The organism is Chthoniobacterales bacterium (genome assembly GCA_018883245.1).
Taxonomy (GTDB): domain Bacteria; phylum Verrucomicrobiota; class Verrucomicrobiia; order Chthoniobacterales; family JACTMZ01; genus JACTMZ01.
Genome location: VEQL01000026.1, coordinates 1 through 13,050 on the forward strand (window position 1 = coordinate 1; position 13,050 = coordinate 13,050).

Annotated in this window: 18 protein-coding genes and 1 tRNA gene; 11 read left to right on the top strand and 8 right to left on the bottom strand. The window is 61.9% G+C overall.

Going from position 1 to position 13,050, the window contains the following annotated elements:
• Positions 1 to 361: 361 nt before the first annotated feature.
• The 8 genes from FGM15_09350 (at position 362) to FGM15_09385 (ending at position 4,466) form a co-directional block, all read left to right on the top strand.
• Positions 362 to 718, top strand: a complete 357-nt coding sequence (locus FGM15_09350; GenBank protein MBU3666063.1) for a DUF3147 family protein — start codon at positions 362 to 364, stop codon at positions 716 to 718.
• Between the two features lie 77 nt (positions 719 to 795).
• Entirely contained in the window at positions 796 to 1,296 is a 501-nt protein-coding gene (locus FGM15_09355; protein ID MBU3666064.1) for a hypothetical protein, read from the top strand.
• 117 nt (positions 1,297 to 1,413) lie between these two features.
• Positions 1,414 to 1,917, top strand: coding sequence for a septal ring lytic transglycosylase RlpA family protein (locus FGM15_09360; GenBank protein MBU3666065.1), 504 nt, complete (start codon positions 1,414 to 1,416; stop codon positions 1,915 to 1,917).
• Complete coding sequence (locus FGM15_09365) at positions 1,914 to 2,609, top strand: hypothetical protein (protein MBU3666066.1); 696 nt, start codon at positions 1,914 to 1,916, stop codon at positions 2,607 to 2,609. Before FGM15_09360 ends, FGM15_09365 begins: the two co-directional genes overlap by 4 nt.
• A 39-nt stretch (positions 2,610 to 2,648) precedes the next feature.
• The gene (locus tag FGM15_09370; protein MBU3666067.1) at positions 2,649 to 3,110 is read left to right on the top strand and encodes a hypothetical protein; all 462 of its coding nucleotides are present in this window, start codon (positions 2,649 to 2,651) and stop codon (positions 3,108 to 3,110) included.
• Positions 3,111 to 3,175: 65 nt separating this feature from the next.
• A tRNA-Ser gene (locus FGM15_09375) sits at positions 3,176 to 3,263 on the top strand.
• Positions 3,264 to 3,283: 20 nt separating this feature from the next.
• A complete protein-coding gene (locus tag FGM15_09380) occupies positions 3,284 to 4,144 on the top strand; it encodes a sulfurtransferase (protein MBU3666068.1) in 861 nt (286 codons plus the stop codon).
• A 19-nt stretch (positions 4,145 to 4,163) separates the two neighbouring features.
• Complete coding sequence (locus FGM15_09385) at positions 4,164 to 4,466, top strand: hypothetical protein (protein ID MBU3666069.1); 303 nt, start codon at positions 4,164 to 4,166, stop codon at positions 4,464 to 4,466.
• Positions 4,467 to 4,518: 52 nt separating this feature from the next.
• On the opposite strand, the gene FGM15_09390 is transcribed toward FGM15_09385, so the two are convergent.
• The 8 genes from FGM15_09390 to FGM15_09425 all read right to left on the bottom strand — a co-directional run bounded on the left by FGM15_09390 (position 4,519) and on the right by FGM15_09425 (position 10,945).
• The gene (locus FGM15_09390; protein ID MBU3666070.1) at positions 4,519 to 5,025 is read right to left on the bottom strand and encodes a hypothetical protein; all 507 of its coding nucleotides are present in this window, start codon (positions 5,023 to 5,025) and stop codon (positions 4,519 to 4,521) included.
• Positions 5,026 to 5,041: 16 nt separating this feature from the next.
• Entirely contained in the window at positions 5,042 to 5,719 is a 678-nt protein-coding gene (locus FGM15_09395) for a UDP-N-acetylglucosamine diphosphorylase (protein ID MBU3666071.1), read from the bottom strand.
• Complete coding sequence (locus FGM15_09400) at positions 5,716 to 7,119, bottom strand: cysteine--tRNA ligase (GenBank protein ID MBU3666072.1); 1,404 nt, start codon at positions 7,117 to 7,119, stop codon at positions 5,716 to 5,718. The genes FGM15_09395 and FGM15_09400 overlap by 4 nt, the downstream gene beginning before the upstream one ends.
• Positions 7,120 to 7,165: 46 nt before the next feature.
• Positions 7,166 to 7,645, bottom strand: coding sequence for a 2-C-methyl-D-erythritol 2,4-cyclodiphosphate synthase (locus tag FGM15_09405; GenBank protein MBU3666073.1), 480 nt, complete (start codon positions 7,643 to 7,645; stop codon positions 7,166 to 7,168).
• Between the two features lie 37 nt (positions 7,646 to 7,682).
• Positions 7,683 to 8,438 carry an inositol monophosphatase gene (locus FGM15_09410; GenBank protein ID MBU3666074.1) on the bottom strand — a complete coding sequence of 252 codons (756 nt, stop codon included), beginning with the start codon at positions 8,436 to 8,438 and terminating at the stop codon, positions 7,683 to 7,685.
• A gap of 385 nt (positions 8,439 to 8,823) precedes the next feature.
• On the bottom strand, positions 8,824 to 9,372 hold the full coding sequence (locus tag FGM15_09415; protein ID MBU3666075.1) for a phosphopantothenoylcysteine decarboxylase: 549 nt from the start codon (positions 9,370 to 9,372) through the stop codon (positions 8,824 to 8,826).
• Position 9,373: 1 nt separating this feature from the next.
• The gene (locus FGM15_09420; protein MBU3666076.1) at positions 9,374 to 9,979 is read right to left on the bottom strand and encodes a guanylate kinase; all 606 of its coding nucleotides are present in this window, start codon (positions 9,977 to 9,979) and stop codon (positions 9,374 to 9,376) included.
• Between the two features lie 3 nt (positions 9,980 to 9,982).
• Positions 9,983 to 10,945 (bottom strand): YicC family protein, encoded by a 963-nt coding sequence (locus FGM15_09425; GenBank protein MBU3666077.1) that lies wholly within the window; start codon positions 10,943 to 10,945, stop codon positions 9,983 to 9,985.
• Here FGM15_09425 and FGM15_09430 point away from each other — a divergent pair.
• Genes FGM15_09430 through FGM15_09440 form a run of 3 tightly spaced genes read left to right on the top strand, consistent with a single transcriptional unit; the run spans position 10,927 to position 12,909 of the window.
• Positions 10,927 to 11,373: a nucleoside deaminase gene (locus tag FGM15_09430; protein ID MBU3666078.1), complete on the top strand. Its 447-nt coding sequence runs from the start codon at positions 10,927 to 10,929 to the stop codon at positions 11,371 to 11,373. The genes FGM15_09425 and FGM15_09430 overlap by 19 nt on opposite strands.
• A gap of 16 nt (positions 11,374 to 11,389) precedes the next feature.
• A complete protein-coding gene (locus tag FGM15_09435) occupies positions 11,390 to 12,727 on the top strand; it encodes an alkaline phosphatase (GenBank protein ID MBU3666079.1) in 1,338 nt (445 codons plus the stop codon).
• On the top strand, positions 12,724 to 12,909 hold the full coding sequence (locus FGM15_09440; protein ID MBU3666080.1) for a CPXCG motif-containing cysteine-rich protein: 186 nt from the start codon (positions 12,724 to 12,726) through the stop codon (positions 12,907 to 12,909). Before FGM15_09435 ends, FGM15_09440 begins: the two co-directional genes overlap by 4 nt.
• Positions 12,910 to 13,050 lie beyond the last annotated feature (141 nt).

Consider the following 13,050-nt stretch of genomic DNA (forward strand, 5'->3'; position numbering starts at 1 on the left):
TTTTCTTCCGTGGCTGCGTCGCGGCGCTCGGGACTGTATCGCAGAGGATACAGCCACATCGCTTGCTCCTTGCCACAAACGAAAATTATCCGCAACGCCACCACGCCAGGTTTTGGGATAGGTTCTAATACTCGGACGAACCCAAGCTGTCTGTGTCATAGAAGACTACCCGCAGCTGTCAGCAGGAACGCCAGCAGTTCCAGAGTGAAGCAAAGTCGAGCAGGGTGTGTTTAAAGTGCATTCCAGTCCTGCGCAACAAGCTATAACTACCTGTAAATGGGCAACTGTTCATGTCACATCCCGCCTCGGGATGCCACCGCGTCATTCTTGCCAAAAAAACGCAGCCGCGCATGATGCGCGCATGACCCTTCTGATCACGAAATACGCGGTGACCGCCTTCATCATCGTCTTGGTTTCCGAGTTGGCGAAGCGGAGCGACCGCCTGGGTGCGCTCGTGTCGTCTTTGCCGTTTGTCACGATCATGGTGCTGATCTGGCTGCACTTGGAAAAGCAGGGAACATCAAAGCTCTCCAATCATGCGTTTTACACGTTCTGGTATGTGATCCCGACGATGCCGATGTTCCTGCTCATGCCGTGGTTGCTCAACAAAGGCGTGGGTTTCTGGTGGTCCCTGCTCTGGTGCGCCCTGCTCACGTTCGTCTGCTTTGTCATCACCGCGCTGGTGGCAAAAAGATTCGGGGTCGGGTTGATGCCCTGACTCGTCCGCCCAAGCAACGAAGGCCGTGCCAAAAATGGGTTGCGCCGTCGCGATTCTGGCTTCACCTTTCGCTTGTTATGAAATCCTACATTTTGACCATTGTTTCCGCAGCGGCTTTGGCCGGTCTGGCGGGATGCGACCAAGCTGCCAAAGACACGCAGAAAGCGGTCGAGAAAACCGGTGAAGCTGTCGAGGCGACTGCCCAAGGCGCTGCCGCCGTGAGTGAGGGCACTTGGGATGCGACCAAAGATGTTGCCGGTGGCGCCGCCGCCGATGTGTCCGCCTCCGTAAACGCGGCCGGCGAGGCGGTGAAAGAAACCGCCGAAGGTGTCAAAGCTACGGCCGAGGGAGTTGCGCACGACGCTTCCTCGTCGGTCAATGCCGTCGGCGAGGCGATCACCACCACCGCGGAAGGCGTGAAAACCGCCACCGAGGGCGCATACGACGCGACCAAGATGACGCTCGAGGCCACGGGTGCCGCCGTCGAGGACGTGTCCACCAGCGCGATGAAAGCCGCCACCGATCTCGGTGAAGGTGCGAAGAGCGCCGGCGAAGCGCTCGAGAAGAAAGCGGAATAATCTCCGCGACGCAGCGAAGTTTCACGCACCGCCGCCCGTTCGCGGGCGGCGGTGTTTTTTTGTCTGCCTCCCGTGAATGCGCTTGATCCGGAGTGCGCCCGGTTTGACGCTCGGCCCATGCCGTGTGAATTGGGCGGACTTCCGCCGGTTTTCCTCCTCCGGTTTTCCGTCACGATGATGATGTCCTTGCTTCTCGCCGGTTGCGGGGGCGGGGGATACGAGGGCTACAAGGACGCCCCCTACACGGTTCGCGGCCAGCGCTATTATCCGATGAGCCCTCAGCAGGCGGTCGGGCATGTCGAGACCGGCACGGCCTCGCATTACCGCGGAGGATTCCTGGTTTTTCCCGGAAAGACCGCCATCGGGGAAAGGATTTTCCCGTGGAGCAAGGGCGCCGCGCACAAGACCCTGCCTCTCCCGTGCCGGGTGCGGGTCACCAACCTCGAAAACGGACGCCACACCGTTGTCCGCGTGAACGATCGCGGTCCGTTCATCGGCGACCGGGCCATCGACATGACAGAGGCCAGCGCGAAAAAACTGGGCTTCCACAGCCAGGGACTTGCACCCGTGCGCATCGAAGTCCTCAGCGTCGGTGACGGGCGCTACCGCTTGCGCCGATGAAAAAACACCCTCGTCTGCACTGGATCGTTGTCGGGATTCTTGCCTGGGCTGTTGCCGCCTACTTGCTTGCACCTTGGGCCTGGCGCCAACTTTCCCGTCATGATCCCGCGTTCGACGGCGCCCCGCACATCACACACACAGCCGATGGTCATCCCGGCGATCCGCTCAATATCGCCTTGGTCGGAAGCGAAGCTGATGTCGTGCGCGCCATGCATGCCGCCAGTTGGTATCCGGCCGACCCGATCACCTTCGCCACCAGCGCCCGCATCGTGGCCGACTCCGTGCTTCGCAAGCCGGATGATTCCGCGCCGGTGAGCAATCTTTACCTTTTCGGGCGCAAGGAAGATCTCGCCTTCGAACTGCCGGTGGGCGACAGCCCCCGCCGGCGACACCATGTCCGTTTCTGGTTGTGGGACCGGAAATACGACGGTCGCGAGGTATGGATCGGCAGCGCGTCGTTCGACGAGCGTGTAGGACTCAGCCACACCACGGGTGAGGTGACCCACCACATCGCGCCCGATGTGGATGCGGAACGCGATCTCATCATGCAAGGGCTGCAGAAAGCCGGTTGTGCCGCATCCGAGTTCTTCATCGATGGATTCCACAAAAAACTCGAAGGGCGCAACGGCGGTGGCGACCTGTGGCGCACCGACGGCCGCCTGGGCGTCGTGATCCTCGCCACCGGACGATAAGGTGCAGACGGGCGGTGGCGTTTCTGATTGTCTGACGGCATGAATTCTCTCCTGCGTATTTCCCTGCTCGCTGTTGCGGTTCTGTCTGCTCCGGCAATTTGTCGTGCCGCGGACAAAGAATCTGCCGGCGTCGCCTCCGGTTTCATCAATTCCTACATTGAATTCATCAGTGCAGGCACGGGCGGAGGCTACGAGGCCGCGATCTCCTGGATGGAAAAGCGTCCGGATGTGACGGAAAACTTCTGCCGTCGTCTGGCCAAGCTCTACCGTGATGCACTCAAAGAAGATCCGGAACTCGGATATGGCGCCGATGCCGTGATCGGCGGCCAAGACTTTCCCTCGGGCTTCCGGGTGAAATCGAGTGACACCGATAGCGACAGCGCGCGTGTCGTGCTCGAGAGCGCCGATCAGGACTTTCCCATGGAGATCAAAGTCGATCTTGTTCGCTCGGAAGACGGCTCTTGGCTGGTTGATGGTTCAGGCGATTTGGCGGGGGATTGACTGTTGTCGCCATCCGCCTGTCCCGCTTGCCAGCGCTTCTTGGGGGCGATATTTTGCGCGAAGAAGGAAGGGTGGCAGAGCGGTTTAATGCACCGGTCTTGAAAACCGGAGAGGCGCAAGTCTCCGTGGGTTCAAATCCCACCCCTTCCGCCACTTTTCACGATAATCCAGCCATGAACGACAAAGACTACGCGCATCCCGAAGCATTGGTGTCCACCGAATGGGTGGCGAAACATCTCGATGACCCGTCAGTGCGGATCGTCGAGAGCAACGAGGACGTGTTGCTTTACGACACCGGTCACATCCCCGGTGCGGTGCATATCGACTGGCGCGCCGATTTGCAGGATCAGACCGTGCGCGACTACATCACGCCAGCGGAGTTCGCCGCGGTGTGCTCGAAGAACGGGATCGGGCCAGACACGACGTGCGTTTTTTACGGCGACAAGTCGAACTGGTGGGCGTGCTACGCGCTCTGGGTGTTCCGGTTGTTCGGGCACAAGAAAGTCAAGATCATGAACGGCGGGCGTGACAAATGGGCGGCGGAAGGGCGTCCGCTGACGCGGGAGAAACCGCACTACGCGCCGGCAAATTATCCCGTGCCCGCGGCGCGCCTCGATGCGGAGATCCGCGCGTTTTACGAGGATGCGAAAAAGCACAGCGAGCAGAAGCTTCCGCTCATCGACGTTCGCTCACCGGGTGAATTCCGCGGCGAGATCACCCATATGCCGGAGTATCCGCAGGAGGGTGTGCTGCGCGGCGGTCATGTGCCGGGGGCGCGGAGCGTTCCGTGGAAGACGGCGGTGAACGACGACGGAACTTTCAAATCCCGTGCCGAGTTGGAGAAAATCTACACGCAGGGATGTGCGCTGGGTCCGGGCAAGGACATCGTCGCCTATTGCCGCATTGGCGAGCGGTCGAGCCACACGTGGTTCGTGCTCACTTACCTTTTGGGATACGACAAAGTGCGCAACTACGACGGTTCATGGACCGAGTGGGGCAACCGTGTGCGCGCGCCGATCGCGGTGGGGGAGTGACCAAGTCGGGCTTCGATCAATGAGAACCGGCAAAAAAACGCTTCTTCCCCTCGCGCTCCTGCTCTGCGGGTGCGCCGGCATGGATCTGGGCAGCGACACGGGCGGTCCGCGCACGGCCGCCGGCAGCGGGCTGAACTCGGAGCAACGGACGCAATTGCGCCAAGCCGCCAAGTCCGGCGAACACGAGCTGGTGGCAACCGTCGGACGCATGGCCTGGGATGATCCCTCGGACGCGATCGAGTTGGGCAATTACGCCGCCTCGTTGAACCCCGACTGCACCGACCAGATCACGGCGGCGGTGACACGCGCCGTGCAGCGTTAAGAATTTTTTCCATTCCGCTCCCGGATGTGCCGGTCCGCGGATCGGATGCTCTTCAAAGCAGGTCCATACGGACACTGGTGGGGCGGCCGCGCTTGCCTGCGCGCAAAATGTGCAAACGCCGGAACCCGGCGAAGCTGATGTAGGTGACCAATGGCGTGGCCAGCGTGGCAACGGTCATGCAGACGATCAGACTCAGAAGTTTGCCCTGCTGTTTGGACGGCACCTGCATCACCGCCACGGCCACACCCAGACCCATCCCGAGCGCGGCACCCCACGCGGTCGTGCGCGCTTTGGCCACCGAGTAAAGTTTGCTCCGCTCGCTGAAGCGGTAAGAAAGCCCGGAGATGGATACGCCGGCCGCGATTGCCATGACAGCCGCATAACCCGCGAGATAGTAGTTGAGGTGATTCTTTTTGGCCCACGCCCGGAAGCTTTCTTTTTTTTGGGGTGCGCGCGGAGTTTCCGCCGTTGCGGACTGCTGGGCGCGGCAATCGGCCAACGCAGGGCCGAGTGCGAGGAAGGCGGCGCATAGCAGCGCGGCTATGGCTGATTGACGCATGGGGGGGTGGAGAAGATCAGCCGCGCGGTGCGAGTTCGATCTGTTGCCGCAATTTGGCTATGGTTCGCGCGGGCAGGACGCCTTTCCATTGCGTGCCGGGATAAATCATCGCTTCGCGTCCCACGACAGAGCCGGGGCTGAGCACGCTGTTGCATCCGATTTCCGCGTGGTCGCCGACGATCGCTCCGAATTTGCGCAGGCCGCTGGGAAACGGGCCGCCGGGGGTATGGACAACGACCTCCGCGTGGTCGAGGCGGACATTGGAAAGAATGACGCCGGCGCCGAGGTGCGCCTTGTATCCGAGGATCGAATCGCCCACGTAGTTGAAATGGGGAACCTGCGCCTCGTCGAAGATGATGCTGTTTTTGAACTCGCAGGAATTGCCGAGCACGGCGCTGTTGCCGACGATGACGTTTTCGCGGATGTAGCAGCCGGCGCGGATCTCGCAGTTGTCGCCGATCCACGCCGGGCCCTTGACCATCGCGCCTTGTTCGATCGTCGTGCCGTGGCCGATGTAAACCGCGTTGCTGATGAACGGGCGGCCGATTTGCTTGCCGTGGATCGCCGGCTTCAGGCGGAACTGCAAATAGGAGGCGATGAGCGGGAGTGCCTCCCAGACATTGTTGACCTTTTCAAACAGCGAGCGGTGGTCGGTGTGCTCGAGCGAGAGAAACTCGGAAGGTGGGAAATTCATGCGCCGGTTCTGGTGAGCTTGGTGCCGTCCTTGGTGTCTTTTACCACCCAGCCGCGCCGGAGCAATTCATCCCTGAGGACATCGCTCTTGCTCCAGTCCTTGGCCGCACGCGCGGCATTCCGCTCTTCGAGCAATGCCGTGATCTCCGCGGGGACGCCCGTGGCATCGGCTTCCAGTCGCAGCACAGAGTTGATCCGCTGCCAGTAATCGAGAATGCCGCGGGCTTCTTCCGGAGGGACCTCGCCTTTGTCCATCGCCCGGTTGGTGTCGCGCACGAGGTCGAAAAGCGCGCCAAGCGCGGCGGAAATGTTGAGGTCGTCGTCGAGGGCTCCGGCGAACTTGTCCCCCGCGACGAGCGGATGCGGCGCGCTTTGCGCGGCGGTCGAGGCCAGCTCCGACAGCCGTTGCTGCCACTCGTCGAGACGTTGGAGCGCGCTGCGCGCCCCGGCCAGCCCCTCGAAAGTGAAATTGAGCGGTAGCCGGTAATGGGCGGACAGAAGAACGTAGCGCACCTCGCGCCCGGTCCACCCTTTGTCGAGCAAGTCACGCAGGGTGTAAAAATTGCCGAACGACTTGGCCATTTTGCGTCCGTCCACCATCAAGTGCGCGCAATGCATCCAGAGGTTGACGAATTTCGCCCCCGTGCAGCATTCGGTCTGCGCGATTTCGGCCTCGTGGTGGGGAAAAATGTTGTCCACGCCGCCGCAGTGGATATCGAGACGGTCGCCGAGCAACGCGGTAGCCATGGCACTGCACTCGATATGCCAACCCGGGCGTCCCGGTCCCCACGGGCTGTCCCACTTCACATCGCCATCTTCGCGGTCGTGCGCTTTCCAGAGCGCAAAATCGCCGATACTCTCTTTTTCGTATTCGTCGGAGCGCACGCGCCCCGAGGGGCGGAGTTCCTCGAGATTCAAGTGGGCGAGTTTCCCGTAGGACGGGAAGCTGGCGATGCGGAAATAAACCGATGCGTCCTCGGCCTTGTAGGCGTGTCCGGCGGCGACGAGTTTTTCGATCATCGCGATCATGCGTGCGATGTGCTCGGGTTCGGTGGCGCAGGGGAACCCGGCGGCGGGTTTGATGCGCAGCGTGTCCAAGTCCTGGAAAAAGGCTTCTTTGAACGGCCGGGTGAAGTCGGCGAGGGGGATGCCCTTTTCCCGCGCGCCGCGTATGGTTTTGTCGTCCACGTCGGTGAGATTCATCACGCGCCGGACGTCGAATCCGCGGTATTCGAGGTGCCGCTGGAGGAGGTCCTCGAAAATGTAGGCGCGGAAGTTGCCGATGTGCGCGTGGTTGTAAACCGTGGGACCGCAGGTGTAGAGGCGCACGGTTTTGCCGTCGGGATCGAGCGGCACGAACGGCTCGACCGAACGGGTGAGCGTGTTGTGGAAGCGAATCAGAAGAGTCGAGGGTTGAAGGTTGAAATTTGAAGCATGGCGGGCCGCTTCATGACGGCAACTCCACCGAGGCCACGGCCATGGCGGCGATGCCTTCGCCGCGACCGATGGAACCGAGGCCTTCGTTGGTCGTGGCTTTCACCCCGATCCGCGCCGGGGCCAACCCGAGGACCTGCCCCAGTTCCTTGCGCATCGCATCCACGTAAGGCCCGACCTTCGGCGCCTCGGCGATGATCGTGGCGTCGATGTTGCGGAGTTTTCCGCCGTGGGTGTTCAACAGATTGCGCGCCAACTTGAGGATTTCCATGCTGCTGATTCCGCGGAGCGACTCGTCGGTGTTCGGAAAATGGTGGCCGATGTCGCGTTCACCGATGGCCCCGAGGATCGCGTCGGCGATCGCGTGGCTCAGGACGTCCGCATCGGAATGTCCGGCCAGACCGCGTTCGTGCGGAATGGCGACACCGCCGAGAACCAGCGCTCGCCCTTCCGCGAAACGGTGGATGTCATAGCCGAGGCCGGTGGTGGTCATGGGAAAGTCCTGGGTTCAGGAATGAGGGTTGAGGGAGTCAGGCGGCAACAAGGGACGCGATATCGGCGTTGCCGCTCACGGCGCTGATGCTGAACTTGTTCGGTGTGTCGGCGTGCGGCTGGAGATCGACGACGCCTCCCGCCGCCCGCACGAGGAGCACGCCGGCGGCGATGTCCCAGAGACCGATGGAGCTTTCGATGTAGGCGTCGAGGCGACCGCAGGCCACGTAAGCGATGTCGAGTGCCGCGCTCCCGAGCATGCGCATTTTTTTCACGCGGCGGATGGCGCGGCTGAACACGGGCAGCGTGTTGTCGATGGTGTCGATGGTTTTGGATACACCCATCGAAACAATGCAGTCCTGAAGCTCCGTGCGGTCGCTTACGCGGATTTCCCTTCCGTTGAGCCGGGCCGGCCCACCGGCTTCGACCGTCCAGGTCTCGCCGCGCATCGGGTCGTGGATCACCCCGGCGACGATATCGTTGTTGCGCCGGACGGCGATGGTGGTGGCGAAATGCGGGATGCCGTAGAAGTAGTTCACGGTGCCGTCGAGCGGATCGATGATCCACTCATGGTCCCCGGTGCCCCCGCGGATCCCTTCCTCGCCGAGGATGGCATGATCCGGGTGGAGGGCGAGGATGTGGTCCTCGATAAGGCGCTGGGTGCGGCGGTCGAGTTCCAGCTTGATGTCGTGTGCGTGCATGGCATCGACCTCGAGTGGTTTTTCGAAGTTGTCGCGCAGCAGCTTGCCGGCGAGGAGCGCGGCATCGACCGCGGTGGAGAGAAATTCGGACATGTCCGGTGATTTGGTAGCAGATGCGGCGCGCGCCGCGGACAAAAAAATCGGGAGGGGAATAATCCCCTCCCGTGAACTTTCAAAACCGTGAAGGTTTAGCGACGACGCTTCTTCGCGGCTTTTTTCTTAGCAGCCTTTTTGGCGGGCTTGCGCTTCGCAACTTTCTTCTTGGCGGCTTTCTTCTTTTTAACGGCCATCCAAAATCCCCCCTTTCGAACCGCAGTGGCGGGTTTGGAGATTGCTGTTGGGGCAACTCACAATCGTTTTGGTAGAACCGCTGCGCATCATCGTCAACGGTTTTCTGGAAAAATTTTCAAAAAATTTCGGGCGCATTGTGCGCGAGGTGCATCATTCGCGCGGGAAAAACGCGTTTGTTTCGCCGCAATCAACGGCGACGCAGCATGTCGCCGACCTTCGCGGCGATGTCTTCGACCGGCCATAAACGTCCCGCGCCCTCGTATCCGCATGCGAGCATTCCTTCGTCGGGACCGATGATCACCGCGCCGCGCGCGCGCAGCACATCGGTGTTCTGCGCCGTGGCGGGATGCGACCACATTTTGCCGTTCATCGCCGGCGCGATGACGAGCGGTGCGCGTGTGGCGAGCGCGATGCAGGTGAGCGCGTCATCGGCGAGGCCGAGTGCAAGGCGCGCGATGGCCGAGGCGGAAGCGGGGGCGACAAGCAGCAGGTCGGCGCGGTCGGCCAGCTCGATGTGTCCGGGGATCCAGCCCGCTTGCTCGTCGAACAGGCCGGTCGTCACCGGATTTTTGCTCAGGGTCTGCAGAGTGAGCGCGGTGATGAAGCGCTGCGCGCCTTCGGTCATGACCACATGCACGTCGTGCCCGTCTTTGCACAGCAGGCTGGCAAGGTCGGCGGCCTTGAAGGCGGCGATCGAACCGGTGACCCCGAGGACGATGGTTTTGCGGTCGGCCATGTCAGCCCTCCAGCGAGATGATGCGCCGGCTGAGGTAGCGCTCGGCGCGGGTGATGGCGCGGAACTTGGTGAGGTCCTCCTCCATGGATCCGCTGATGATGGTGTATTTGTATTCGCGCCAGCACCGCATTTCCACGGCGGCCGTTTGCAGGCGACGCTCAATTTGTTCCCCGGTCTCGGTGCCGCGCTTGCGCAGGCGGTGCCGGAGTTCCTCGATGTCCGGAGGCATGATGAAAATATCGACGAGCGAGTCGCGGATGAAAGGATCGGCGTTCCGGCGGATGGTGGCCGCGCCTTGCGTGTCGATATCGACCAGCACGTCGATGCCTCGTCGCAGCTGCTCGTCGATGGTTTTGCGAAGCGTCCCGTAGTATTGGTCGTGGACCCGGGCGTGTTCGAGGAATTCTCCCGCGGCGATGCGGCGCTCGAATTCCGCGGTGTCGAGAAAGTGGTAATCTTCGCCGTCGATCTCGCCCGCGCGCGGCGGTCGCGTGGTGCAGGATACGGAATAAACCGTGTCGGGTGTTTGGCGCAGCGAGCTGCAGATGGTGGACTTGCCCGCGCCGGACGGCGCCGAGATGACGAAGAGTATGCCGAGGCGCTTCATCGCTTATTCGACATTTTGCACCTGCTCGCGCAGGCGCTCCAGTTCCGTTTTGGCGGCGACGACGTGGCGGGTCACGGCGGCGAGGTTGGCTTTCGATCCGATGGTGTTGCACTCGCGGAACATTTCCTGGGCGAGGAAATCAAGGGTGCGTCCGTTGGCGTCCCTGGCATCTAGCCCGGCCCGGAATTGAGCAATATGGCTGGCCAGCCGGCTGAGTTCCTCCGTGATGTCCGAGCGGTCGGCAAAAAGGGCAAGTTCGCGAGCCAGACGTTCGTCATCGGCGGCAAACGGCGCGGCGATTTCGGCGAGCCGGGCGCGCATGGCCTCGCGGTGCTTGGCGGTGACGGACGGCGCGAGCTTTTCTATCGCTGCGATTTCTTTCGCGAAGCGGTCCAGCAGGCGCAGAAGTTCTTTGGCGAGATGCGCGCCTTCCTTGTTGCGCATCGCCTCGAGTGCCTTGAGGGCTGCGCGCGCCGCCTTGCAGAGGGCCGCGGTGTCGGGCGTGGACGCACCGGCATTCTCGCGGACGGCGGCGGCGTAAAGCCGGATGACGTCGGAAAGCGACGGCTCGCCGGGAATTTTCAGCGAGCTTTGCACGCGCGAAATGTCCGCGTGAAGGCGCCGGAAGAGATCGGGATCAACGAGCGGCCGGTCTTTTTTCCCGGACGAGACGGATGCGGTGACGGTGGCGCGTCCGCGCACCACGGCAGGGGCGATGATTTCGCGCAACTGGTTTTCCGCCGGGCCGAGTTCGCGCGGCAGATTGAAGACGAGTTCCGCGTTGCGGCGGTTGACGGTGGAAATCTCGATCGAGTAGCGCGTGCCTCCGCTGATGCATTCTCCGCGGCCGAATCCTGTCATGCTTTTCACTGGACGGAATGACAGCGCTTGTCGCGCCTCGTGTCGAGCTTGCGGCTCGGGGTGCGTGGCGCCTAATGTCGGGCGAGATGGCGACCGATGATCCATTTTTGCAGGCGGCGATCGCGGAGGCGCGCCGCGGACGCGAAGAGGGTGGCATCCCGATCGGCTCGGTGCTGGTGCTGGATGGAAAAATCATCGGCCGCGGCCACAATCGCCGCGTGCAGGACGGCAGTGTGATCCATCATGCGGAGATGAATTGTCTGGAGAACGCCGGAAGGCTGCCCGCATCGGTTTACCGCCGCTGCACGATTTATTCGACGCTTTCGCCCTGTCCGATGTGCAGCGGGGCCATTCTCCTTTACGGCATTCCCAAGGTCGTGATCGGCGAGAACGAAACTTTCCGTGGTCCGGAGGGTTACGTCCGCTCGCAAGGGGTTGCGGTGGAAGTCCGGCAGGATGCGGAGTGCATCGCCCTCATGAAGGATTTCATCGCCGCGGAGCCGGACCTTTGGAATGAGGACATAGGAGAGTGAGATAGAGGAGTGACGTGTGACGAGTGAGTTGTGGCGAGTTGGTGTCTTGGTGGCCGCGGGCTTGCTCGTCTCCTGCGGGCCGTCAAAGTCCCAGCCGGGAAAGGAAACCCAACCCGACAAGAAGACCGGCAGTGTCATATTCTTCCACATCGACGGTGCCGGCGTGGCGCAATGGCAGATGGCGCGCATGGTCATCGCCGGGCCCGATGGCGAGATCAACTGGGACAAAATTCCGCACATCGCGGTTTACCGCGGACACCAGGAGAACACGCTCACCACTTCATCGAATGCGGCGGCGACGGCGCATGCTTACGGGGTGAAGGTTCCCTACGATGCGTTCGGCACGGACGGCAAATCGGATCAACCCCCGCTCGCGCCATCGGGGAAGCGGCTAAGCATCATGCAGGAGGCGAAGGCTCGTGGTTTGGCTGTCGGGGTGGTGAACAGCGGCAGTGCGGTCGAACCCGGCACGGCGTGTTTTCTCACCAGCGTGCACGCGCGTGCGGATGATGCGGAGATCGTTGCCCAGCAACTCGCTTCGGGCGCCGATGTCATCCTCGCGGGCGGCGAGGAATGGTATCTGCCGGAGGGTGTGCAGGGCAGGCACTGTCCCGGCAAGCGGAAGGACGGCCGCAATCTGATCGAGGAGGCGAAGGTTGCAGGCTATCGCGTGGTGTTCACGCGGGAGGAATTGGCCGCGCTGCCCGACAACGCCGGCAAGGTGCTCGGTATTTTCGCTTCTCAGGACACCTTCAACGATGAACCCGAGGAGGCGCTCGACGAGAAAAAATTGCCCTCTTACGACCCCCAAGGACCAACGGTTGCGGAAATGACCAAAGCCGCGCTGCGATTTTTGTCCGGCCGCCAATTTTTTCTCGTGGTCGAGGAGGAGGGCACCGACAACTTCGGCAATTGCAACAATGCGACGGGTCTGATCGAGGCGCTCAGGCGCGGCGACGAGGGCTTGGGCGTCGCGCTGGATTTCGTGGAGAAACATCCCGACACGCTTCTTGTCACCTTCGGCGACAGCGAAGCGGGAAACCCGGATGTGTTGGGATTGCGCGGCACCAAGGGCGAGGCGGAGATGCTGCGCACGTCGCGGGATGCCAACGGCGCGCCGCTTGATGGCGCAAAGCGAGCGCCCGAGGGTGGTATTGCCGAACCTTTCACCAGCGCGCCGGACAAGGCCGGACGGAGTCATCAGTTTGTCGTCACGTGGGGTTCCAAACTCGACTCAAGTGGCGCGATCCTAGTGCGGGCCGCAGGGTTCAACGCCGACAAAGTCCGTGGATCTTTCGACAACACGGGGCTGTATCCGCTTTTTTACGAAACATTGTTCGGGACAACGCCATGACGGCCTACACCGAGGTGGTCTGTCCGACCTGCCACGAAAGCTTCGAGGTTCCCGCGCCGGCCTTGTCGGAGGTTCCCTGCGAATGGGATTACGACTGCGAAGTCTGCTGCGCGCCGATGCGCATTGTTTTCAGCGCGGACGATGAATTGGTTGTCGCCGAAGCGCGCGGTTTGGGGGAGTAGATTAGCCGTTCTTAACGCTCGAGGACAGTCGCCAAGCGCAGCAAACTTGGTTGATCCATTTGGTTAGGCATTTTTGACGTGTCGCCGAATCCAAGATGACCTGCGGCGACAATAGACCACAGCGCGCTCCAGAACGTTTTC

Coding starts and splice junctions, on each gene's coding strand:
- FGM15_09380 (MBU3666068.1), top strand. CDS start 3,284: ATGAACGACAAAGACTACGCGCATCCCGAAGCATTGGTGTCCACCGAA.
- FGM15_09355 (MBU3666064.1), top strand. CDS start 796: ATGAAATCCTACATTTTGACCATTGTTTCCGCAGCGGCTTTGGCCGGT.
- FGM15_09390 (MBU3666070.1), bottom strand. CDS start 5,025: ATGCGTCAATCAGCCATAGCCGCGCTGCTATGCGCCGCCTTCCTCGCA.
- FGM15_09395 (MBU3666071.1), bottom strand. CDS start 5,719: ATGAATTTCCCACCTTCCGAGTTTCTCTCGCTCGAGCACACCGACCAC.
- FGM15_09370 (MBU3666067.1), top strand. CDS start 2,649: ATGAATTCTCTCCTGCGTATTTCCCTGCTCGCTGTTGCGGTTCTGTCT.
- FGM15_09415 (MBU3666075.1), bottom strand. CDS start 9,372: ATGGCCGACCGCAAAACCATCGTCCTCGGGGTCACCGGTTCGATCGCC.
- FGM15_09365 (MBU3666066.1), top strand. CDS start 1,914: ATGAAAAAACACCCTCGTCTGCACTGGATCGTTGTCGGGATTCTTGCC.
- FGM15_09360 (MBU3666065.1), top strand. CDS start 1,414: ATGCCGTGTGAATTGGGCGGACTTCCGCCGGTTTTCCTCCTCCGGTTT.
- FGM15_09440 (MBU3666080.1), top strand. CDS start 12,724: ATGACGGCCTACACCGAGGTGGTCTGTCCGACCTGCCACGAAAGCTTC.
- FGM15_09420 (MBU3666076.1), bottom strand. CDS start 9,979: ATGAAGCGCCTCGGCATACTCTTCGTCATCTCGGCGCCGTCCGGCGCG.
- FGM15_09430 (MBU3666078.1), top strand. CDS start 10,927: ATGGCGACCGATGATCCATTTTTGCAGGCGGCGATCGCGGAGGCGCGC.
- FGM15_09425 (MBU3666077.1), bottom strand. CDS start 10,945: ATGGATCATCGGTCGCCATCTCGCCCGACATTAGGCGCCACGCACCCC.
- FGM15_09405 (MBU3666073.1), bottom strand. CDS start 7,645: ATGACCACCACCGGCCTCGGCTATGACATCCACCGTTTCGCGGAAGGG.
- FGM15_09410 (MBU3666074.1), bottom strand. CDS start 8,438: ATGTCCGAATTTCTCTCCACCGCGGTCGATGCCGCGCTCCTCGCCGGC.
- FGM15_09350 (MBU3666063.1), top strand. CDS start 362: ATGACCCTTCTGATCACGAAATACGCGGTGACCGCCTTCATCATCGTC.
- FGM15_09385 (MBU3666069.1), top strand. CDS start 4,164: ATGAGAACCGGCAAAAAAACGCTTCTTCCCCTCGCGCTCCTGCTCTGC.